Consider the following 22,446-nt stretch of genomic DNA (forward strand, 5'->3'; position numbering starts at 1 on the left):
TGTCGACCGATCATGCAAACCGAGATCGGCCCATATTCAGTTTTGTGATGAAGGTCGCAAGCCCCTGGTCAGAGTCCCTTTGCCCGCGAATCCGGCGACCCGGAACCCACTGATCAATAGTCCTTCCACCGCACCGGATTCGTCCTCGATGCCCGGAGGCACTTCAGAGATACATTCCGGAACTCGACTGTTCGGCCGGTTCGGAGATCGCGTGGACGTCGCGTTCGCGCAACAGCACATACGCGCGTCCCTCGAGCTCCACCTCGGCGAGTTCCTCGGGATCGTAGAGGACGGTATCGCCGAGGTTGGCCTGCCTCACATGGGGGCCCGCCGCTACGACCTTGCCCCACACGAGGCGTCTGCCCATGCTGGCGGTGGCGGGAATGACGATGCCCGCCGAGGATTTGCGTTCCCCGGCTTCCGCGCTGGGTTCGAGCAGGATCCGGTCATGGAGCATCCGGATCGGTAGTGCGGCATCAGCCACGCTTGCGACCGGAGAGTCCGACGATGAGGGCGGCCACACCGAGGACGGCACCGGCACCGAGTGCGATGATCTCGGGCTTGGGGGAGCCGTCTTCCTCGACGACCTCGGACTTCGCCTTGTTGACTGCCCGCGTCGCCAGCACCTTCGGGTGGATGCGGCCGACGAGCTCGTCGATGTTCTCGGCGATGCGCTCCTCGCGCAGTCGGATCGACTCCGCGAGCTGCGCGGTTGTCGCCTGGTCGACGGTCACATCTGAGGTGTAGACGTTGTCAGTCATCGGGTCGAGTCCTCCCGGTCGAGAATGCTTTGCTGCGTCTGTGACCTTGTGCCACAGTGCTTCGCTGTCCAGCTTAGCGGCTGGGCACTGTGAGTGTCAGATATCGGCCGCGGTTCGACGGAATCTTACGATCTCGACGCTCGCGTCCGCGGGCATGGTCGGGTAGTGACCGCGGAGATTGGCGATATACCGCTCCAATCCACTCGGGCGGGTGAGGTCGAGATCCTCAGGTCGCAGTTCGTCGAGTCGCTTCACCATCACCGAGGCGACTTCCACGGGGAGCGTGCCATGCGCGGTGTTCTCGAAGTACGCCAGAGCCGGACCCGTGCGGTGGCCTTCGTTCCACCGCACCGTCAGTGTCTTCGTCCCGTCCGCGACGGCATCGAAGTATCTAGCGTGGAACCTCAGCAGCCGTTTGGGATCAGAATCCGGATGTCGGTAGGAGTGGGGGAGCAGGGCGGGGATCGGGGCGATCGACGTCTGGCCAGTGGTGTTGTCGGGTACGACGACGAGCGCATCAGGATGGAGGTCGAGGATGACCTGACGGCAGCGTCCGCACGGGGCCAGCACACCGCGGTTCCGGTCGCCGACCGCAGCGATCGTGACCAGTGGTCCGGCGTTCGCTGCCGCGGCGGCACCGATCACGACGAGTTCCGCGCAGGGTCCGCCGGTGAAGTGAAAGACGTTGACGCCGGTGTGGATGCGACCGGAGGCGTCCATCGCAGCAGCGGCAACGGTGTGGTTGTCATCGCTGCCGAGTCCGCTAACGAGCTGCTCGGCAGCGGCGATGACTCGCAGTTCGGAGTCGAATAGGTCCACGCGGCCTCACTCCTGTTTTCCGCGGCGTCCCATGAGGTAGATGATGAACCCGACCGCGGCCATACCGGAGGCGGCGAGGACGAAGATGGGCCAGGAGCTGACGATCGTGGAGATGATGGATTCGCCGAACGAGGTCGCCGGATTCTGGTTGGCTCGCGGGGACGGCTGATCGCCACCCGTGATGAGGTCCGTATCGTCTTTGGGCGCAGGCTCGTCGGGGTTGCGAGGCACAGGGTCCGAGTAGTCAGGGGTTTCGGTATCCTCGTCATCCCCGGGCAGCCATTCGTCACCAGCGTTGCCGGGAATGGTCTCGCGCTCATCATCGGGGGAGCCGTTGCCGTTCGACGGGTCCGGGGTGGTGCCGTCGGCATCAGAGGCGCCGATCGACGAGCCGGAACCATCCTTGTCCGAATCTTTCTCGTCATCGTCACCGGAATCCGAACTGGAGCCCGACCTGTCGGAATCGCTGCCGCGAGAGCCGTCCGAGCCTAAACCGGAGTCGGCGTCAGATTCTCGGCCGTCGGAGTCCTTGTCGCCCGAGGAGTTCGCGCGATCCTTCGATCCCGAATCCGATGAGGTGGAGCCATCGGTCGAGGTGGTGCTGTCGTCAGAGGCTTCGCTGTCCGCGGAAGAGCCGTCCTTGCCGGCCCCGCGGTCGTTCGCAGAGCCGTCGTCGGAGGTGGCGCCGTCCTTACTGGCGGTCTTTTCGCCGCCCGAGTCGCTGTCGGCGGTGGCGCTGTCGGAAGAGGTTGCGCCATCGTCAGAAGCGGAGAAATCGTTGTCGGTCGTCCCGTTATCAGCACCGGAATTCGAGTCGTCCGAAGTGGAACCGTCCGGGTCGGTGGATGCGTCTGCCCCGTCTCCGGCATCATCAGGGTACGGTTGCCCATCGGTGACGACTATCTGGTTCTCGCCGTCGACCTTTTTGATTCCGAATTTCCACTTGGGCTGCGGCCCTTTGACGTCATCGAAGTTTTCGAAGCTTACTGGCTCTTTCTCTTTATCGTCGAGGTCGACGATCTCGCCGTTTTCATTGAACATCAGGGTATTCGGGACAGAAGCTTGTGCGGTAGCTTCGGCGACGGGCTGGCCGCTGTCGTCGGTGTCCGAATCGTTCTCGGTCGACGCATCGGAATTGGTGTCGGACGACTGCGCCGGAATGCGCTTCATCGCCTGTTTGGGGACTTTGAATGGCTTTCCGACCCAGCTGTTCGGCAGGGTGCCTTCAGGCTCGTCCTGATCGTTCGCTGGAACTGACAGCTGACTGCCGATCGTCTGCCACTTGGCGGTGAGCTCACCTTCGATCTCGCACGGTTCGTCCGAGTTCCACTTCGGATCCCTACAGGCCTTGTCACCGTCTTCGGTTGGGCCCGGATCGGGGCCGCTGTCGGCCCCTCCCTCGGATTCGGCACTGCTCGAATCGGCGTCGGCGCCATCGGTGCTGTCTGCTGTCGAACCAGCGTCATCGCCGGAATCGGCTCCTGCGGACGCACCAGCCTCGGCACTCGAACTGGCGTCTGCCGTGGGGGTGGGGCTCGGCTGGGCGAATGCAGGTGTGAACGTCGCCGAGATAGGTAGTGCTGCCAGGGCAAGCGCTGCGCCGATTGCGGCGGCTCTGCGGCTGAACCTGTGTGAGACTGGCACTACGTTCCTTCGCGGTGGGGATTCCGACTTCATTGGGTCAAGGGGACATGACGTTCAGACACATCGGGCACTATCTTAATGTCTCGGCCAGATGTGTTAAAGCCGTAGGCGTGTTTCGCCGTGGCGCGGAATCAGCGATCCTGCGTCTCTGACTTCTTCGGATATGCGCGAACGGTCGAGTCGTCGCCGAGCACCAGGGCCTCGTTGCCCTTGTCGACGACCGCCAGCAGGTCGGTATCGGTCTTGAACGCCTGTTTGCCGGCGAGCAGGCACGAGGTGCTCGTGTCCATCGTGCAGGGCACGATGGATCCGCGCGGTTCGGAGAGATGGATATCACGGCTGGAGACGTCCATCAGCAGCAGACCCGTCTCCAGGTCGAAGAGATACGGACCGATATAGGCGCGTTCTCCCGCCTGCCCGCGCACCCAGGACTTCTCGCCGACGATGTCAGTTGTCGTGGTCACGGTCGAAAGGATCGACCCGTCGTCGAGGGAGTGGACGACGAGCTGGATCCTGTGACCCGAGTTCGTCGAAGCGCCCTGTTCGCCCCACAACGTGATCGCCTTGCCGTGGCCGGCGGAGATCCAGTCGATGATCTTCAGTTCGTCACCGGGGCTTTCGAGCTTGATGCTGCGTTCGTCGCCGGACTTGATGTTCTTCGCTGTGACCGGACCGTTCCAGTCCGAACTGAAGATCTCATCATCGTCGATGGCCATCGGTGTCGAGCCGGCCTGCGGGGTGGGCACGTCTTCCAGGCCCTCGGCGCCGAAGGTCGAGAGCTTGTTGCCCGACTTGATGAGCACGCTCTTGCCTGCGGAGGTGATGCGGGCCTTCTCCGGCAGCTGGTAGGTCTTCGGCTTTGATTCCCCGTCGAAGAGCGCCTCGGCGGTATTGCCCGACTGCCACAGCAGGGCCGGGCGGCCGTCGATGACAGTATCGACGGCAAAGGTCGGGGACTGATCGATCTTGGCTTTGTACCGGGACTTGCCGGTGTCGGCGTCGAGGACTTCGAGGCGGTTGTCGTTGACGAGGAGCACGCCGCGATCGGAGGCTGTCACCGAGGCGCGCTTGGGCACCTCGGCTTCCCACGTGGGGGAGTTGTCGTAGCTGGGAACAATGTCCTGGGTATTGTCGACGGAGAGTTCGGAGGCGGGGTTGACCTGCTGCTCCGAACCGATCGTCTGCGGGGTATCGGGGGAGTCGACGGGGACGATATTGGGAACGACGAAGGCGCCGATCATAAGGATCGCCAGACCGATGAGCACGAGTCCTGGGATGGTGATCTTCTTCAGTCGCTGCGGACGGTTGCGTGTCGACCGTTTGCGCACCGGTGTCTTCTTCACTGTCGGCGTGGCCGGTGCGGCCGGTCCGGAGAACGGAGTGCCCATCGGGTAGCTGTCGCCGTTCGACCCTGATGAGTCGTCATAGGCTGCGAAGCCGTTCTGCCCGCTGGCGGACTGGCCGTGTGTGGTCTGGCCGTTCGTGTTCTCGCCGCCTGTGTTCTGGTCGGCGTCGTCCGGTTGTCCGGCCGTCTCAGCCGAACCATGCGCGGACGAAGCGGTCGACGATTCGTCCGCGACCTCCTCGGCGCCGGTGTTGTATTTGGGAACCGCCCCGACTCGGCCATTCACATCGATGCCGATCTCGGTCGTCTTCGTACCGTCGTCGATCGTCACGGTCAGGGGAGTCGCGGTCTCCTTGGCATAGTCGCCGAGGTAGGAGATGGCCTGTCCGGTGTCCGAATAGCGACTCGTCGCCCCGTTGAGGGTGGTGTAGGTGAACCCGTCATCAGAGACGGAGATCAACGCACGAGGCATGTACAGGGTTCCTTGACAACTATCGAGGACAGGGCCGAGTCAATACTAATGAATGTCGAGGGTCGCTCCTACCAGTTTTCCGAAACCGTTATAGATCGCTACTGAATCGTTGCATGTAATGAGATCTGCGTCTCATCGGGCCGAAGGGGCGGTTCTGGTTTGCCCGGGTCAGGCGGGTGCGGTTAAGATGTATCTTGCTGTCTGCGCCTGAAGTCGCAGCGCATGTGGTGGGTATAGCTCAGCTGGTAGAGCGCCGCGTTGTGGTCGCGGATGTCGCGGGTTCAAGTCCCGTTACTCACCCCGATCGGGAAGCCCCGTGATCTGTGCAGATGGATCGCGGGGCTTCTCTCATGTTCGCTGTGTGCCCACGTTTTGCCAACACCCGCCCGATTCCGATCGCCGACAATCGTCGTCGATCCGCCCTCTTTCGATCGTCGATAATGGGGCCATGACCATCGACTGCTCCCTGACGGTCGTCGGCAGCATCAACGCCGATATCACCGCCACCACTTCCCGACTTCCCGCCGCCGGCGAGACCGTGGGAGGAGGCAGACTGTCCCGTTCTCCCGGCGGTAAGGGGGCGAACCAGGCCGCCGCTGCCGCCCGCCTCGGTGCGCGGACCCGCATGATCGGTGCGGTCGGCCCAGACTCCGACGGCAGGGCAATGCTCGAGGCCCTCCGCGCCGCCGGGGTGGATACCGATGACATCGCCGAGGCGACCGCCGAGACCGGGACCGCGCTCATCATGGTCGACGCCCACGGTGAGAATCAGATCGCCGTCTGCGAAGGAGCGAATGCCGAGGTCAGCCTCGACGGTATCGAATTCCGGGCCGACGAGGCCGTGCTCACCCAACTCGAGATCTCCCTCGATCTCATCGTCGAGCTCGCCGACCGCGTGCCCGGATTCCTCGCCGTCAATGCGGCTCCCGCCCTTCAACTGCCCGCCGAGGTGGTCGACCGTGCCGACCTCATCATCGTCAACGAATACGAGTACTCCCAGCTGCCGCAGCTGCAGAACGCGAAGCTCGTGGCCGTCACCTACGGGGCGGAAGGGTCGGCACTGCTGCAGAGAGGTGAGCAGATCGCCTTCGCCGAGGCGGTCCCCGCGAATCCCGTCAGCACCGTCGGTGCCGGAGACGCCTACTGCGCGGCGCTGACCATCGGCCTGACCAGCGGACTCGAACCGGAGCGCGCGCTGCGGGCTGCCAACGCCGTCGGTGCGGCGGCCGTGGAGGTCGCCTCGGCACAATTGGAGTTCGATCGGTTCGAGACGTACCTGCCTACTCTCGACTGACCTGGCAGACTGAACGCAAGCGGGCCCATCCGCTGCTGCCGACCGCGTTTCGTCGCGGCCACCCGAGGTTCGCGCCATCGGTGGCCCGCGTCCACCCGAGGAGGATCATTGACGAACACCCCCGACCCGTCCCTGTTCACCGGGCTGAGTGCCTTTCCGCTGACCCCGCTGAAGGACGATTCCCTCGACGAGGATGCCTTCATCGGGCTCATCGAACGTCTCGTGCTTGCCGGAGTCGACTCGATCACGGCGCTCGGATCGACCGGTTCGTATGCTTACCTCGACACCGACGAACGCGCCCGGGCGGCGCAGCTGAGCGTCGAATCCGCCCTGGACATCCCCGTCTTCATCGGAGTCGGTGCGCTGCGGACGAGAGACGTTCTGGCCAATGTCGCCTCCGCCGAAGCGGCCGGAGCGCAGGGGCTGCTGCTGGCACCGGTGAGCTATCAGCCGCTGACCGCGGATGAGGTGTTCGCACTCTTCAGCACCGTCACAGAGTCCACCGACCTGCCCGTCGTCGTCTACGACAACCCCGGCACCACGCACTTCACGTTCACCACCGAGCTCTACTCGCGTCTGGCCGGGCTCGACGGTGTGGCCTCGATCAAGATCCCCGGAGCACCTGCCTCGCCCGCCAAATGGGACGAGCGCATCGGCGAGATCCGTGCGGCCATCGGCAACGAGGTGACGATCGGCATCTCCGGCGATGCCCATGGTGCCGAGGGCCTCATCGCCGGCTGTGACGCCTGGTACACGGCAGTCGGCGGCACCATCCCCGAGCCGATGCTCGCGATCACGCGGGCCGCGGAACTCGGCAATGCACAGCTCGCCCGCGAACTCTCGGCCGAGCTGCAGCCGCTGTGGGATCTGTTCACCGAATTCGGCGGAAGCCTGCGCGTGACCGCCGCCATCGCCGAACATCTCGGGCTCGTGAGTGCGGACAGCCTGCCCCTGCCGGTCCGCGATCTCGACGCGGCGGCGAAGCGCAAGGTCGCCGAGGTGGCCGACAACCTCGATCTCGGCTGAGTCTTCCCTGGCGACGTCACCGACCGCTCGCCTCAGCGCCGAGCGCTCACTGTATACGTATAACGTGAGCGGTCGACGTTCACTGACGCAGTCGCTGAGTGTGTTCACCATCCGTCCATCTGCGGTTCGGAACCGGTCCATTCCGGGTGCCTATGAATAGGTGTTTGCGGGTTCAGTCGGCCCGCGACGCCCAATCGATCCCGGAGAACCGATGCCGATCCCACTGTCCGCGAAGACGCTCACGGCCCAGGCGGCCGCCCTCCTGTTGGCCACCGGTTTCACCGTCGGCGGCACGGGGCCAGGCACGAGCACCGCTCACGCCGCGGAAGTGGACGATCCCATCAGCTCCTCGGCCTCGGACGCGCAGATCGAGATGGGCTTCCTCGGGTCCCACGAGACCGGACAGTTCGACGAATCCGCCGCCGAGATCACCGCCGTCCACGGCGACACGGTCTTCACCGTCAACGCTCAGGCGGCCACCGTGGACGTCATCGACGCCTCGGACCCGACCAACCCGCAGAAGGTCTCCGAGATCACGGGCACCGGGGTCGCGAACTCGATCTCCATCCGTGAGGACGGCCTCGGCGTCATCGCCCTCGAGGACGAGGACAAGACACAACCGGGAACCGTGATGTTCTTCGACGCGAACGACCCCGAGGCGGACATCCTCGGCGAGGTTCCCGTCGGGTCCCTGCCCGACATGGTCACCGTCGCCCCGGACGGCAGCCATGCCCTGGTTGCGAACGAGGGCGAACCGGCCGATGATTTCTCGACCGATCCGCAAGGGTCGGTGTCCGTCATCGATCTCCCAGCCGAGGTGGCCGCGCCGTCGGACGCGGACGTGCACACTGCGGACTTCCACGAGTTCGAGGAGGGCGGAGCGAAGACCCTGCCCGAGGATGTGCGGATCTTCGGACCCACACCCGAAGAGGACCTGCCGATCTCGCGCAATCTCGAACCCGAGTACATCACTGTCGCCGGTGACAAGGCCTACGCGACCCTGCAGGAAGCGAACGCGATCGCGGTCGTCGATATCGCCTCGGCTTCGGTCGAGGAGATCCTCCCGTTGGGCCTCAAAGATCATGGCCAGGCAGGCAACGGACTCGATGCGTCGGACCGGGATCCCGAGGATGCTCCGACCGTGAACATCACGGAATACGAGGGGCTCAAGGGCGCCTATATGCCCGATACGATCTCGACGTTCACCTCCGGCGGCACCGATTACCTCGTGACCGCGAACGAGGGCGACTCCCGTGAGTGGGGCGACTTCGTCGATGCGGCCAGGGTCAAGGACCTCGGCGAGGACGGCCTCGCACCGGTGTGCGAGACCTCGCCGCTGGCTGACAGACTCGGCGACGCGGACCTCGGACGGCTGAACATCATCACCGATCTGGGTCTCAACGACGCCGGCGACTGCTATGAGGAGCTCGTGGCTTTCGGCGCCCGCTCATTCTCCGTGTGGACCACCGACGGGAAGCTCGTCGCCGATTCCGGGGACGAGTTCGAGAAGCTGACCGCCGAGGCGGTGCCCGAGTTCTTCAACTCCAACCATTCCGAGTCGAACCGCGAAGGACGCAGCGACGACAAGGGCCCAGAGCCCGAGGCGCTGACCATCGGCGAGGTGGGGGAGACGACCTACGCGTTCGTCGGCTTCGAACGCATCGGCGGAATAGCGGCCTTCGACCTCAGCGACCCGAGCGCCCCGAAGTTCGCGACCTACTTCAACAATCGGGCCTTCTCGGTCTCCGTCGAGGACGAGATCGAAGATGCCTCGGATCCTGCTGCGCTGCTCGCGAGCGCCGGAGACCTCGGACCGGAGGGCATTACGTTCCTCGGCTCCGATGAGTCGCCGACGGGTGAGGCTGCGCTCGTCGTCGGCAATGAGGTCTCGGGCACGACGAGCCTCTACTCGGTGGCCGATCTCGCGAACGGTGGAGACGACGGCGACGATGAGAACGCCGGGACTGACGAGGATGCTGGCGACGATGAGAACGCCGGGACAGATCAGGACGCCGGCGCAGACGACAACGCGGGTGCCGACGACAACGCGAACGAGGATGCTCAGGCTGACGCGGCCGGCAGTGAGTCCAACTCCGAGGCCGGTGCGAACGACAACGCTCGGGCCGATGCGGGCAGCGAAGCGGATTCGCGCGCTGACGGTGCGGTTGCTGACGGGGCGGAGTCGGACAGCGAAGCTGGCTCGAGTGCAGACGGTTCCGAAGCTTCCAACGACGCCGACGGTGACGGTGGCCCGCTGCCGCGCACCGGTGCCGACCTCGGTCAGTACCTCATCCTCGGCGGCATCGCTGTCGGTCTCATCGCCATCGGCACAGCGGCCTACTTCTTCGCCCGCCGTCGCAGCTGAACCCCAGCCGATCGCTCACCCTATGGCGTGAGCGGTCGGCGACAACTCGAGCGGTCGACGGCGACCTGAGCGGTCGCTGTGACCAGGCAGGGAAATCAGTCGATTTGGCCGATGGGCTCGCGCTTCTCGGCCTGGAACTGGTCCTCGGCACGGCCGCGGGCCCAATACGCCGAGATCGACAGCGACTCCCGCGGCACTTCGCGGTCCTTGAGGATCTTGCGGATCGCCTTGATCGTCTCACGCTCGCCGTGGGCGAAGACCTGCGGAGTGCCCGCACGCCACTCGAGCCCCTCAACTGCGGCAATGAGCTCGTCGTCCGAGTCCACCCATCTCACCTCGACGCCTTCCGGCGCCTCGGGCAGAACGCGATCGGCGTGGTCGGCGACATAGGCCAGGACGACCCCGGCGGCTCCGGTGGGCATGGCCTCGATGGCCGAACTCACCGCGGGGATCGCGGAATGGTCGGCGATGAGCAGGTGCCAGTCGGACTCGGCGGCAGGGGCGTACTTGCCGCCCGCGCCGGAGAGGACCAGCGTGTCTCCCGGCTTCGCGCTCTTCGCCCACGGTCCGGCGATTCCGTCATCGTCGTGGATGACGAAGTCGATGCTCAGCCACTTCTCGTCCAGGTTGATCTCGCGCACCGTGTAGGTACGGCGACTCGGCAGCTTCTCGGGGGATTGCTCGCGCAGCTTCGTCAGGTCGTAGGGCGGGACGAGCCCGTGTGCCGGATCGGCGAAGAGGAGCTTGACGTACTTGTCGGTCGCATCGTTCGAATCGATGTTGTCGAAGGTGTCCCCGCCGAGGCGGATCCGCACCAGGTGCGGGCTGACTTCGGTCGTCTCGAGGACAGTGAGAACAGCCTGCTGGCGGACAGGTCGTGCGGTGCGTTCGGGGGAGTTGGGTGCGGTCGTCACAGGCGGCCTTTCTCAAACGGGGTGCCCCTGGAAGCTCACGGTCGGCCTTGAAGTGTGGAGCCGCCTCGGCGCAGGGGTTCAGTAAGGCTCACCTTATCAAATCCCCATCGGCGGGCGGTTTCGGATCCCAGCGGACGGATTCTACCCCTCCCGCCGCGCGGATCGGCCCCCATCGCTCGCGCCGGTGGGACCGGCCCACCGGCCCCCGTCAGTTGGAGCGGTCGGCCATCTCCCGGCGACGATCGTCGCGGATGCGTTTGAGTCCTTTGACCGATTTGAGCGAATCGAGGATCTGCACGCCCGGAAGCGCGGAGTTCGGCCCCTTGCACTGCATCATGTCGTCGGGGTCGAGCAGGACCACGCGGATCCCATCGTCCTTCATTCGTGACAGCGCCTCGGTGAGCATGCTCCGGGCGACGGAGTTGATCTCGTTGACGCGGCGCAGGTCGAGGACGAAGGTGTTCGTGGTGGAACCGGGTTCGTCCATCGTGCGCAGGACGTTCTCCGAACCGCTCCACTGGATGAGTCCCTGCAGGCTGCAGATGCGGACCATTTTGCCCTCAGAGTCGACGAAGCGACGGTCGCGGCGGATGATCGAGCGGGCCGGTTCCGGAGCATCCATGATGTGCAGGCTCAGCCAATCTGAGAGGTCCTGGAAGATCTTTGCTCCGCGCACGCTCGTGCCGTGCCTGTCCAGCCGCGGAGAGAACGTGGCGATGCCGACCTGACCGGGCATGACACCGAAGACACCGCCGGAGACTCCGCTCTTGGCGGGGATCCCGATCTCTGTCATCCAGTCGCCGGCCGCGTCGTACATGCCGCAGGTCATCATGACTGCGAGCACCTGCCGATTGACCCTGGGGGAGAGCACCTGTTCGCCGGTCAGCGGGTTGATGCCGCCGCCGGCCAGCGTCGAGGCCATGATGGCGAGGTCCTTGACGGTGACGGTGATCGCGCACTGTTCGATATAGCCGCGGACCACCTCGTCGGGGTCGTCATAGAAGATGTCGTAGGACCGGAGCATGTTCGCGATGGCGACGTTGCGGTAGGCTTCCCGCCATTCGCCGTCGGCCACCGATTCGTCGATCGACAGCTCTCGGCCGGCGAACCGAGAGAGTCCGGCGCGCACGATCTCCGTGCGTTCGGCCAAGCTTGCACCCGGATCGCCGAGGATGGAGTGGATGGTCATGGCCCCGGCGTTGATCATCGGGTTGAGCGGCCGACCCGACTTCTTGTCCAGGGAGAGCTCGTTGAACTTCTCACCGCTGGGTTCGACGCCGACCATCTCGAGGACCCCGGCCAGGCCCTCCTGCTCGAGGGCGAGGCCGTAGATGAAGGGCTTCGACATCGACTGGATCGAGAACTCATAGTCGGCATCGCCGGAGGTGTACTCGACGCCGTCGAGGGTGGAGATGCAGATCGCGAGCTTCTCCGGATCCGCTGAGGCGAGGTCCGGGATATAGTCCGCATTCTCGCCGGACCGATCCGGTCGGAATCGGTCGAGCGTCTCATCGAGGAAATCCGGGATAGGCGATCGCATGGCACCTCCTGCTGCAGTCGTGGTCGGTGGGCACAGCGTAGCTTGACGCAGACTGCCATTCTCACACACTCCTCCGCCGGCTGCCGATCGTCGGCAGCAGAGCCACCGGTTCGGCCGAACGGGGCCGGTGCGGAGGTACTTCGATGACGCACTCAGCGGCACAGTCTCAGCGCCGCACCCAGCGATTGTTCCAGGTCTGGCACCGACTGTGCAGCTCCTGTGACGGGACCCGGCCATAGTGTGAAGTCATGACCCGCCCCAAGCTGCTCCTCCTCATCGGCATCGCGTTCACTGTCGCCGTCATCGGCGTGATCGTGATCGCGCTGGTGCTGCGGTACTCGGCTCCCCACCCTGAGACCAAAAGCCTGCCCGAACATGCGCTGACCCCGCAGGAAACCATCACCGAGGTGGACCCGCACAGAGACGGCACCGTGCAGATCCGCCAAAGGCTGATCTTCGAAAGCCCGCCTGAAGGCGGAAAACCGGTCGGTCTGTGGATCAGTGATGTCGGCGTGGGCAGTGATCCGCGGACCGGCAACAGGCTGGCGATGATGCCGAAGCCGTCGGCGCTGAGAGCAGTCGAGCTGAGCACAGCCGACGATTCGACCCAGGCATCGCCGAAGACAGTCGGAGAGCTGCACATCGACGTCGAAGAGACGAAGCAGGAGGGCTTCGACCACCCGCGGGTTCTCTTCGAGTTCACCTCGCAGGATTCCGACGGAAAGGCCGTGCCGTGGAGCGAAGGCCGTCATGTCGTCGAGCTCGAATACGTCCTTGACGATGTGTTCATCACCGTGGCCGGCGAGGAATTCTTCGCCGTGCCCGTCCCCGTGATCGGGAATGGTCAGCGCACACCGACGACGCACACTTTGGACATCGACACCGACGGGCCGGTGTACTGTCCGGCCGACAACGTCGACTTCGATCTTGGTGACGGGTGTGACGCTGAGGCATTCTCGCGAGTCGATGACAGCGATGCGATCAACAGCGGCGACGCGGCCGAAGACGGAACCCATATGGTCTGGCGGGAGTCCCTGACGGACAGTCATGAAATCATCGCCTTCACTCCTCCCACAGGAATGACAGTATCCCCGATCCCTGCAGAGGAGAGGCAGTGATGAGCGACACGAAGAGAGGATTCGGAACCCGGGGAGCGTTCTCCATTATGGCGGCGCTCGCCGTGACTGCGGTGATCACGACTGTGATCGCAGCGCTCGGCGGAGTGGATGCAGCGCCGAACCCGCTGCGAGACAAGACTGCTGAGCACACGGTCAGCATCGCCTCCGATGGCAGCTACTCGGTGCGGATGGATACGAAACTCGAGCTGGCGCTGGAGACAGCATGGGGATTCGGTGGTGACATCCATGACGGATTCCGCCTGCCCGACTCCGAGTCTCTGCTGCCGCCGTACCTGCGTGCGCGCTATTCGAATCCGCAGGGAACCATCGATTCGGCTCCCGCCGAGGCGACTATCGAGGAAGAGCTGCATTCCGTCGATATCGGATTCTCCACAGACAGGCTCACTGCAGGAGCTCATCGAGGGGTCCTCAACTACGAGGTGGCGGGGGCAGCGGTGCCTGGAGCAGACATGAACGGCGATCAGGACAATGGCGTCGTCTTGTATGTCCGTCCCTTGGACCGAGGAGACCTCGTCATCGAGTCCGCGGCACCGATCTCTGCCGTCGACTGTGAGGTCTTCTCTCCTCGTGGCGAGTCATGCGGAGAGAAGACGGGGGACTCGTGGACTGTACCGGCCGAGGATCTCCTGCACGATCGTGCTGTCATCGACGCAGTGCGGATCACGATCGACGCCGATCCGAAGGGTGTGCCGGCCCCGGACATCGATTCCTGAGCCAGGATTGTCTGCACAGTCGCATATCTGACCCTGCTGGCCGCACCGTCAGCCGCACCGCTGCGTCCGCTTAAGACCGCCGAACAGAGATCGAGCCCCTGCCGCAGTCGGCAGGGGCTCGATCAGGTGACGCAGATGATCAGCGGTTTCCGGCAGGTCCGTTGCCGCCGTCGAGACCGTTGTCGCCACGATCATCTCCGCGGACATCGTTCCCACGAACGTCGTCGCCGCGGTTCGCACCGCCGGGCTGATCGTCGCTGCGATTCGCTCCACCGGTCTGATCACGGTCATTGCCGATGGCATTGTCGGCGGCGTCCCGGGCCTTCTTGATCTTGTCCGAGTGCTTGCCTCCGGTCAGGGAGTCAGCGACACCGGCGGCCTTGTCGAGGACCGAGTCGGTGACCTTCTCAGCTTTGTCAGAATTGAGCTTGTCCTTGATCTTGGGATCGTTGGCGAGGTTCTTGGCCTTGTCGAGGAATTTGTCGAATGCCATGGCACGGTCCTTCTCAGTTGGTCGAATACACTGTCGATGCTGATCGTGGGGATGAACACGGACGATTCGAAGCCTAGTGCGGCTGTCTGTGACGGAACTGGCAATCGCCCGGTGCGGATTCGCTGGTCACCGAGCTCGTTCACACCTGCGACCGTCGATGGTGCGCCTGAGACCGGCGACGGTGCTGGGCATTTCGGACGGTGAGGATGAGCGCGGCGAGTGCCGCCGAGAACAGAGAGGCACTGAGAACGGCGACCTTCGCCACATCGTGTTCGACCGAACCGGCGGTGAAGCTGAGCTCGGCGACGAGGAGCGAGACGGTGAAGCCGATGCCGGCAAGCAGTCCGATGCCGGTGAGGTCGGCCCAACGCAGACTGGGATTCAACCCACCGGTGAACCGGGTGACCAACCAGGTGGAGACGAGGATGCCGACAGGCTTGCCCACGATCAGTGCCGTCACGATCCCGTAGGTCAACGGGTGGGAGAACGCCGAGGCCAGACCGTGGGTTCCGCCGATATCGACGCCGGCGGCGAAGAATGCGAAGACCGGGACGGCGAAACCGGCCGACAGCGGTCGAAGGCGGTGTTCGAGCGCCTCGGCGAGGTCGATTCCGACCCCGTCCGCGCACTCGGCAGAGGGATCGAGGTCTTTAGGACGACCGTGTTCGGCATCGATCGCGCGGTTCGAACCACGACCGACGACGGCGGGGATCGTGAAGCCCAGCAGCACTCCGGCGATGGTCGCGTGGACGCCGGAGGCGTGCATGAACGCCCAGGCGGTGAGTCCGAGGGGCAGGAGGATGACCCACGAGGCCCAGGTACGGTCGACGAAGAAGCGACGGAAACGGCTCGCGATGAGCCCGTAGACGATGACGATTCCGAGCGCCGCGACAAGCGGGAGAACCGCGATGGACTCGGTATAGAAGATCGCGATGATCGCGATCGCCAGCAGATCGTCGACTGCGGCCAGGGTCAGCAGGAAGAGGCGCAGCGCTTTCGGCAGGTGGGAGCCGACGATCGCAAGGACGGCGACGGCGAAGGCGATGTCTGTCGCGGTGGGGATCGCCCAGCCGCGCAGGAGCTCCGGGCGGGTGAGCAGAAACGCCGCACAGATGAGGGCGGGGACGAGGACGCCGCCGGCCGCCGCAGTGATCGGGACGACGGCGGTGCGGAGCCGACGCAGGTCACCGCGGGTGAATTCCGCCTTGAGCTCGATACCGACGAGAAAGAAGAAGATTGCGAGCAGTCCGTCGGCGGCCCATTGCCCGATGCTCAGCCGCAGATGCCACGGTTCGTAACCGAACTCGATATCGCGGAGTGCGAAGTATCCGGCCGACGCCGGTGAGTTCGCCCAGATCAGAGCGGCAGCTGCGGCGACGAGGAGAAGGGCGCCGCCGACGGTGTCGCTGCGGAGCGCCTGGAACAAGCGCTGTCCCAGAGGGGTCGGTGAGGCGAGTGGTGAAGCGGTTGCAGAAGTGGTGGTCACAGTTATCCCGTTCGTGGTCGGCAGAGAAAAGGGTTCGACCCGAAGAGTGGATGTGCAGACTGTGCTCAGTTCGTCGACGCTGAGCGTACGTACGTGAATCGAGCGGACGACGTCGGCTCGGACGATGAACTCTGTCGGAAGATCACACCAGGGGTCGGGGCGGAAGATCTCCGCGTCCGAACGGCTGTGTGCCCGACTGCATTTCGCCCCACGAAGTGATGTAGCCGTTGGTGCCCGAGTGCGGAAGAACCCACACTTTCGGGCGGAAAGCGGCATCCGGGGCTGACTGTGACATTGCGGACAGTCTACCTCAGCGGATCGCGCGCCTGCCCGACTTCACCGGGCAGTTATCCCAGCCCGCCGGAGAGTCGCGTATGCAGAGTCTCGGTATACGCATTCATTCCGGTGATCTCCACGTTCGTGCCCAGCGCCTCGTACTTCGTCACGATCGCATCGAGGGCGGCCACTGTCGACGCATCCCAGACATGCGATTCCTTCATATCGATGACGACCTGATCGGGATCATGTGTGTATCGGAACTGAGTGGTCAGGTCATTCGAGGAGGCGAAGAAGAGCTCGCCGCGGACCACATACCGGGCGACCGCCTCGGTGACCGTGCGCTCGACGGTGACGAAGTGGGCGACCCTCCGAACGAAGAGCACACTGGCCACGAACACTCCGACAACAACGCCGATGGCGAGGTTGCCGGTGGTGACGACGACGGCGACGGTGGCGATCATGACGAAAGTCTCGGACTTCGGCAGCATCTTAAGCGTCGAGGGACGGATGGAATGCCAGTCGAAGGTGTCGACGCAGACCATCATCATGATGGCAGCGAGTGCGACCATCGGGATCATGCCGACGATGTCGCCGAGCACGACGACGAAGATGAGCAGGAACGCTCCGGCCATGAACGTCGAGATCCGAGTCCTCGCCCCCGAAGCGCGGACATTGATCATCGTCTGCCCGATCATCGCGCAGCCGCCCATCCCGCCGAAGAGGCCGGAGATCATGTTCGCAGCCCCTTGACCCCAGGACTCACGGGTCTTGTTCGAGTGCGTGTCGGTGATCTCGTCGACGAGCTTCGCCGTCATGAGCGACTCCATCAGCCCGACCAGTGCCATGGCCAGCGAGTAAGGGGCGATCGTCGTAAAGGTCTGCCAGGTCAGCGGCACATGCGGGATGAAGAGTTCGGGCAGACTGCGCGGCAGCTCGCCCTGGTCGCTGACAGTAGGGACATCGACGGCGAACACGACGACGATGCCGGTGATGATCACGATCGTGATCAGCGGTGCCGGTACGATCTTCGTCAGCTTCGGCATGAACACGAGCACGACGATGGCGATGGTCAGCAGAGGGTAGACCATCCACGGCACTCCGATGACGTGGGGGACCTGTGCTGCGAAGACGAGGATCGACAGGGCGTTGACGAACCCGACCATGACGCTGCGGGGGATGAACCGGATGAGCTTCGCGACTCCGGCCACGGCCAGCAGGATCTGGAACACACCCGCGAGCATGACGGTGGCGATGAACATGTCCATCCCGTGCTCGCGGGCGACGGGGGCGATGACGAGGGCGACGGCTCCCGTCGCCGCGGAGATCATGGCCGGGCGCCCGCCGAGGAACGCGATCGAGGTGGCCATGATGAATGCGGAGAACAGCCCGACCTTCGGATCGACCCCGGCGATGATCGAGAACGCGATCGCCTCGGGGATGAGGGCGAGCCCCACGACGAGTCCGGCCAGGACCTCACGGGTGAGCAGCCTCGGTGAGGTCAGTGCGGTGAGGACGGTCGGATCGGGGCGGTAGCGGCGGGCATCATCGGCGGTTTCGGCGGGAATGGGAGTCGTCACGACCGGAACATTACCCGCCCCCGCGGTCAGCCGCGACTGCGGCGGTCGATGCGCAGAATGGTTTCGAGAAGGACAGAGATGCCGGGCATGATGTCGGCAAAGTCGGTGAACTCTTCGGGACAATGGCTGCGGCCGTCGACAGACGGAACGAAGATCATTCCCACCTGGGTCTTTGCAGCGATGATTCCAGCATCATGACCGGCACCCGAGAACATGGTTGCGCGCGAGAGACCGAAATCGTCGGCCACCTCAGTGATTGTGGAAGTGATCGGCTCATGCAGGGGGACCGGCGCATCATCGGTGGTCCATTCGATTTCGACCTCGACTCCGCGCTTCTCGGCCTCGTTCCCCGCCGCCGCAGTGAGGCGGCGCTGAGCTTCGTTGAGCCAGGAGCCTTCGGGGCCTCGGAACTCTCCTTCGAAGCTTGCGATCTGCGAAACGACGTTGACTGCCTCGGGAGTGAAGCTGATCTGTCCGCTGGTGCCTCGAGTATTCAATCCGGACTCGGCGATCGATTCTACGGCGAGCACCGTTCCAGCCGCCGCGCAGCCGGCATCGGCCCGTACGTCCATCGGAGTCGTACCCGCATGGTCCTGGCGGCCGGTGAAGAGGGCCCGGAAGTGATTGATACCAGTGATTGTCTCGACGACGCCGATCTGTCGCCCCGCCCGTTCGAGCTCTGGGCCCTGCTCGATGTGGAGTTCGAGGAAGGCCGTGACCGGATTGAAATCGTAGGAGGCGGAGAGGAAGTCGTCGGGGTCGATACGGGAATCAGGCAGTGCGTCTGCCAGAGAACGTCCGGTGGGATCCGTCATGGCTAGGGTCTGACGGTCGACCTGACCGGTCATCGCGCGGGAGCCGACGCAGAAGAGGCCGAAGTCATTGGGCTCCTCGTTGAAGAACACCACGACCACAAGATCGTGATCGACGAGGATGTCGTGCTCCCGGATGAGCCGCACTACCTCGATTGCGCCGAGCACTCCGGTGATCCCATCGAAACGTCCGCCTCCGTCGACGGTGTCGGTATGCGATCCGAGCATGATCTGACGACCACCGAGGCGGCCGGGCAGCACTCCGATGACATTGCCGGCGCCGTCGACGCGGGTGTCCATCCCGGACTGTCGCATGAGTCTGCGGGCGAATTCTCGACCCGAAACGTCGAATTCGCTCAGGGCGCGCCTCGTCCAACCGGGACGATCGGAGTCAGTCAATGTCGACAGCTCGGTGAGTTCGGAGTCGACGCGTTCGCGTGCGGGAGTGATCATGCTCATCATTGAGTCCTCTCATAAGTCAGTGCCGGAGCTTCCGCGACCCCGAATCTTCACGCAGGTTCTGTTGGGTTCGTCTACTGCAGGCTGACGCCGGAACCGTGGAGGCGGACCTGCAGTCCCGAGTCGGTGGCGGTGATGTCGGTGAGTTCGAGTCCGGCGGGCAGGAAGTCGAGATCGATGACGATATCGGAGATCTCAGAGGTGAGGAAGCCAGGCAGGCGATCAAGGGAGAACTCCGCCGAACCCAGCTTGATCGTCGTCGCGTCGACGACGGCCCGCCTGCCGTCGGCCTTCGGGTCGATGCCCACAAGCAGATCCTGACCGAGCATCGACCCTTTGAGGAAGAGTTCGCCGTCGACGGTCGTGAACGACATCCCCTCGGGCAGGTTCGCATGTTCGGCGGCGAGCTCGTCGAGGGTCGAGTGGGGGAGCACCGCAGTGCCGTCGACGGTGCCGATCGGCTTCGACCCGCCGGTGGGAACGTCATAGAGCTTCGCATCGACATCGGTGAAGTCGACACCCTCATAGGTGGCCTCATCGGCGGTGACATGCACCGTGTTCAGTTCTCTGGAAGCCAGCTGCGTGAGGATGGGGAAGCCTTCGACGGAGACCTCGGCTTCACCGTAGTCGGCAAGTCCGTCGGCGATGCGCTGCTCCGTGGTGTAGTCGACGATGCGGTCGGCCGCGACACTGCCGATGATGAGGGTGAGGACGATGACGACCGCGGAGACGATGAACGTCGTCCGCCGACTGCGACGTCGAGGCCGGTCATCCGGCCGCGGGTACTGAAGGGTCTGCGCCGTGGTCATGGGCTCCATTGTTCCGCACTCGCCGGTCCGTTCGCATTCGCCGGTCCGAGTGCGCTCGCCGGCTCGGCCGAGTCGAAGGTCCTCGCTGCGCTCAACTGCTGAGGATGATGACGTCGAGGGTGCGCGGTCCGTGGACTCCTTCGACCCGGCTGAGCTCGATGTCGCTCGTGGCCGAGGGGCCGGAGATGAACGTCAGCGGTGCGTGCGCGTCGAGCCGGGAGATTCCCTCGGGGACGATGTCGACGATGTCGTCCGTCCGGACGATGCACACGTGATGGTCGGGCACGAGCGTGATCGCCCTCCGTCCGCACTCGTCCGATCCGTCGAGGACGATGGTGCCCGTCTGCGCGATCGCCACCGCCGAGGCGGTCACCACCGCCCCCTGAGCGTCGAGTTCGTCGACGCTGAGTTCCTCACACGGAGCATCGACCCGCACATCACCGGAGTACCCCGCCAGCCAGGACGAGTCGAGGCCGCGGGGGACGACGACCGAGGAATGGTCGCCGATGAGTTCGGCGACCGTCGCGCTCGGGTCGCCGTCGGCGCGGTGGACGTTGGCCTTGTAGTCGACGAGACGGTCGATGAGCAGCTCGACGAGGTCCTCACCCGTGTGTGTGCCCTCATGGTGGTATCCGGCGTCGGCGGCCGTGGCGGCAGTGTTCGCCGAGGCGACCCCACCGGATACTGCATGTGCCGTGCCAACGGTGCCCGGTACCGCCGTCTGCGGAGACGACGACACGTATTCCCCGCCGCCGCGGCGACCGAGTGCTTCGCTGATGCGGGCGAGGATCTCCTCGCGGGCGGCGTCTGTCATCGCTGTCCCTCCTCGTCGCGGTTGTCTGCTTCCTCTTCGGCCCACAGCTGTCGGAAGCTCTTCTCGGGCAGGGCCGGGATGTCCCGGCTCGAGGTCCAGGCGCCGGCGATACCGGGCAGGGCGTTGATCTGCTCACCGCCGGTGACCTTGTGCGCGAGAGGCAGTCCCTTCTCCGCCGCGGCCATCCGCTTCCCGTCGCCCATCATCCACGACGCACCGGTGAGGGCGGCGTCGAGCTGGGAGGACACAGGGGAGTGGTTGGCCTTGACATCTTCGCCCCGCAGATGGACGAGGATCTCCGGGATGTTGATCTTCACGGGGCAAACGTCGTAGCAGGCGCCGCACAGGCTCGACGCGTACGGCAGCGAACCGTTGCCCTGCTCTTCGACTCCCGTGAGCAACGGGGACAGGATCGCTCCGATCGGTCCCGGATAGGTCGAGCCGTAGGCGTGGCCGCCGGTGCGTTCGTAGACGGGGCAGACGTTCATGCATGCCGAGCAGCGGATGCAGTTGAGCGCCGTACGCCCGTGCTCATCGGCCAGGGCCCGGGTGCGTCCGTTGTCGAGGAGAACGAGATGGACGTTCTGCGGACCATCCCCCTCGGACTTCCCCGTCCAGAACGAGGTGTACGGGTTCATCCGCTCACCCGTCGACGAGCGTGGCAGCAGCTGCAGGAACACCTCGAGATCGGCGAACCTCGGCAGCAGCTTCTCGATGCCCATGACGGTGATGAGCGTCTCCGGCAGGGTCAGGCACATGCGCCCGTTGCCCTCGGACTCCACGACGCCGAGGGTGCCGGTCTCCGCGATGCCGAAGTTCGCTCCGGAGATCGCGACCTTCGTGGTGAGGAATTTGTGGCGCAGGTGTCGGCGGGCCGCCTCGGCGAGGACGGCCGGTTCGTTCGTCAGCTCCCCGGCGTCGGGCATCTTGTCCATGAAGATCTCACGGATCTCATCCCTGTTGCGGTGGATGGCGGGAACGAGGATGTGGCTGGGTTTGTCCTCGCCGAGCTGGACGATGAGCTCGGCCAGATCCGTCTCGAACGCATCGATGCCTTCGGCCTCGAGGTGCTCGTTGAGTCCGATCTCCTGGGTGGCCATCGACTTGACCTTGATGACCTCGCGACGACCGGTCTCGAGCATCGGCGCATTGTCCTCGACGAGTCCGGTGACGATGGCATTGGCCTCATCGGCGTCGCGGGCCCAGTGGATGATGCCGCCGGCAGCGGTGAATGCCTCTTCGAACTGCGCGAGGTATTCCGGCAGGTTCGCCATCACTTCGTTCTTCGTGGTCTCACCGGCGTCGCGCAGGGCTTCCCAGTCGTCGAGCTCGGAGACGACCTCGGCGCGCTTGGACCGAATCGTCGAGGTGGCGTGGCCGATGTTGTTGCGCAGCTGCTGGTTGCTCAGATGTTCGTGCGAGACGTCTGGAAAGGCCTCGGCTTCGATGATGTTGCCCTGCCCGCCGGGCAGATCGCTGCGTTGCTTCGACGGCAGCAGCGGCATTCCCAGAAAGGTCATCGCAGGCTCCCTCCGCTCACTTCTGCTCCTTCGCTCGGCACCCGCAGCGGGTCCTCCTTCGTCGACGCGAGGATCCGGGCCAGATGGACCGCGGCCTGACCGACGCGGAACCCGGACTGGGTGCCGCTCGGCTCAGCCGGAGAGGTGCCCCGATGGCCTGGGGTG

At 64.7% G+C, this 22,446-nt stretch carries 19 protein-coding genes and 1 tRNA gene; 6 read left to right on the forward strand and 14 right to left on the reverse strand.

Annotated features, from left to right (window positions below; genetic code table 11):
- Positions 1-163: 163 nt before the first annotated feature.
- The 5 genes from HIM68_RS07705 to HIM68_RS07725 form a co-directional block, all read right to left on the reverse strand.
- The gene (locus HIM68_RS07705; protein ID WP_039209700.1) at positions 164-484 is read right to left on the reverse strand and encodes a co-chaperone GroES; all 321 of its coding nucleotides are present in this window, start codon (positions 482-484) and stop codon (positions 164-166) included.
- Positions 477-761, reverse strand: coding sequence for a DUF3618 domain-containing protein (locus HIM68_RS07710; RefSeq protein WP_062862037.1), 285 nt, complete (start codon positions 759-761; stop codon positions 477-479). Before HIM68_RS07710 ends, HIM68_RS07705 begins: the two co-directional genes overlap by 8 nt.
- Before the next feature lie 96 nt (positions 762-857).
- A complete protein-coding gene (locus HIM68_RS18960; protein ID WP_367647466.1) occupies positions 858-1,580 on the reverse strand; it encodes an ASCH domain-containing protein in 723 nt (240 codons plus the stop codon).
- Between the two features lie 6 nt (positions 1,581-1,586).
- Entirely contained in the window at positions 1,587-3,224 is a 1,638-nt protein-coding gene (locus HIM68_RS18965; protein ID WP_172171131.1) for a hypothetical protein, read from the reverse strand.
- A gap of 131 nt (positions 3,225-3,355) precedes the next feature.
- Positions 3,356-5,041: a hypothetical protein gene (locus HIM68_RS07725; protein WP_172171133.1), complete on the reverse strand. Its 1,686-nt coding sequence runs from the start codon at positions 5,039-5,041 to the stop codon at positions 3,356-3,358.
- Between the two features lie 227 nt (positions 5,042-5,268).
- Here HIM68_RS07725 and HIM68_RS07730 point away from each other — a divergent pair.
- The 4 genes from HIM68_RS07730 (at position 5,269) to HIM68_RS07745 (ending at position 9,726) form a co-directional block, all read left to right on the forward strand.
- Positions 5,269-5,341: transfer RNA gene (locus HIM68_RS07730), tRNA-His, on the forward strand.
- A 148-nt stretch (positions 5,342-5,489) separates the two neighbouring features.
- Positions 5,490-6,335, forward strand: a complete 846-nt coding sequence (locus HIM68_RS07735; RefSeq protein ID WP_172171135.1) for a ribokinase — start codon at positions 5,490-5,492, stop codon at positions 6,333-6,335.
- A gap of 108 nt (positions 6,336-6,443) precedes the next feature.
- Positions 6,444-7,361, forward strand: coding sequence for a dihydrodipicolinate synthase family protein (locus tag HIM68_RS07740; RefSeq protein WP_172171137.1), 918 nt, complete (start codon positions 6,444-6,446; stop codon positions 7,359-7,361).
- A gap of 211 nt (positions 7,362-7,572) precedes the next feature.
- Positions 7,573-9,726, forward strand: coding sequence for a choice-of-anchor I family protein (locus tag HIM68_RS07745; protein ID WP_216656978.1), 2,154 nt, complete (start codon positions 7,573-7,575; stop codon positions 9,724-9,726).
- Positions 9,727-9,821: 95 nt separating this feature from the next.
- Here the strand turns inward: HIM68_RS07745 and HIM68_RS07750 are convergent, their stop codons facing one another.
- Positions 9,822-10,640 (reverse strand): siderophore-interacting protein, encoded by an 819-nt coding sequence (locus tag HIM68_RS07750; protein ID WP_172171138.1) that lies wholly within the window; start codon positions 10,638-10,640, stop codon positions 9,822-9,824.
- A 208-nt stretch (positions 10,641-10,848) separates the two neighbouring features.
- Complete coding sequence (locus tag HIM68_RS07755; RefSeq protein ID WP_172171140.1) at positions 10,849-12,180, reverse strand: glutaminase; 1,332 nt, start codon at positions 12,178-12,180, stop codon at positions 10,849-10,851.
- A 248-nt stretch (positions 12,181-12,428) separates the two neighbouring features.
- On the opposite strand from HIM68_RS07755, the gene HIM68_RS07760 reads away from it, so the two are divergent.
- Together HIM68_RS07760 and HIM68_RS07765 are read left to right on the forward strand one after the other, a co-directional pair.
- Positions 12,429-13,298 carry a hypothetical protein gene (locus HIM68_RS07760; protein ID WP_172171142.1) on the forward strand — a complete coding sequence of 290 codons (870 nt, stop codon included), beginning with the start codon at positions 12,429-12,431 and terminating at the stop codon, positions 13,296-13,298.
- A complete protein-coding gene (locus tag HIM68_RS07765) occupies positions 13,298-14,032 on the forward strand; it encodes a hypothetical protein (protein WP_172171144.1) in 735 nt (244 codons plus the stop codon). The genes HIM68_RS07760 and HIM68_RS07765 overlap by 1 nt, the downstream gene beginning before the upstream one ends.
- A gap of 139 nt (positions 14,033-14,171) precedes the next feature.
- Here the strand turns inward: HIM68_RS07765 and HIM68_RS07770 are convergent, their stop codons facing one another.
- From HIM68_RS07770 to HIM68_RS07800, 7 genes are all read right to left on the reverse strand, one after another.
- Positions 14,172-14,525 carry an antitoxin gene (locus tag HIM68_RS07770; RefSeq protein WP_172171146.1) on the reverse strand — a complete coding sequence of 118 codons (354 nt, stop codon included), beginning with the start codon at positions 14,523-14,525 and terminating at the stop codon, positions 14,172-14,174.
- 139 nt (positions 14,526-14,664) lie between these two features.
- Positions 14,665-15,963: a Na+/H+ antiporter NhaA gene (nhaA, locus tag HIM68_RS07775; RefSeq protein ID WP_253903851.1), complete on the reverse strand. Its 1,299-nt coding sequence runs from the start codon at positions 15,961-15,963 to the stop codon at positions 14,665-14,667.
- A 395-nt stretch (positions 15,964-16,358) separates the two neighbouring features.
- Positions 16,359-17,867 (reverse strand): SulP family inorganic anion transporter, encoded by a 1,509-nt coding sequence (locus HIM68_RS07780; protein ID WP_367647467.1) that lies wholly within the window; start codon positions 17,865-17,867, stop codon positions 16,359-16,361.
- Positions 17,868-17,893: 26 nt separating this feature from the next.
- Positions 17,894-19,132 carry a M20 family metallo-hydrolase gene (locus HIM68_RS07785; protein ID WP_172171150.1) on the reverse strand — a complete coding sequence of 413 codons (1,239 nt, stop codon included), beginning with the start codon at positions 19,130-19,132 and terminating at the stop codon, positions 17,894-17,896.
- A gap of 80 nt (positions 19,133-19,212) precedes the next feature.
- Positions 19,213-19,947 (reverse strand): DUF2993 domain-containing protein, encoded by a 735-nt coding sequence (locus HIM68_RS07790; protein ID WP_172171152.1) that lies wholly within the window; start codon positions 19,945-19,947, stop codon positions 19,213-19,215.
- Between the two features lie 91 nt (positions 19,948-20,038).
- Positions 20,039-20,761, reverse strand: coding sequence for an LUD domain-containing protein (locus tag HIM68_RS07795; protein WP_172171154.1), 723 nt, complete (start codon positions 20,759-20,761; stop codon positions 20,039-20,041).
- Positions 20,758-22,281: a lactate utilization protein B gene (locus HIM68_RS07800; protein ID WP_253903802.1), complete on the reverse strand. Its 1,524-nt coding sequence runs from the start codon at positions 22,279-22,281 to the stop codon at positions 20,758-20,760. The genes HIM68_RS07795 and HIM68_RS07800 overlap by 4 nt, the downstream gene beginning before the upstream one ends.
- Positions 22,282-22,446 lie beyond the last annotated feature (165 nt).

It is taken from the genome of Brevibacterium sp. CT2-23B (assembly GCF_013168765.1).
In the GTDB taxonomy this organism is placed as follows: Bacteria; Actinomycetota; Actinomycetes; order Actinomycetales; family Brevibacteriaceae; genus Brevibacterium; species Brevibacterium sediminis.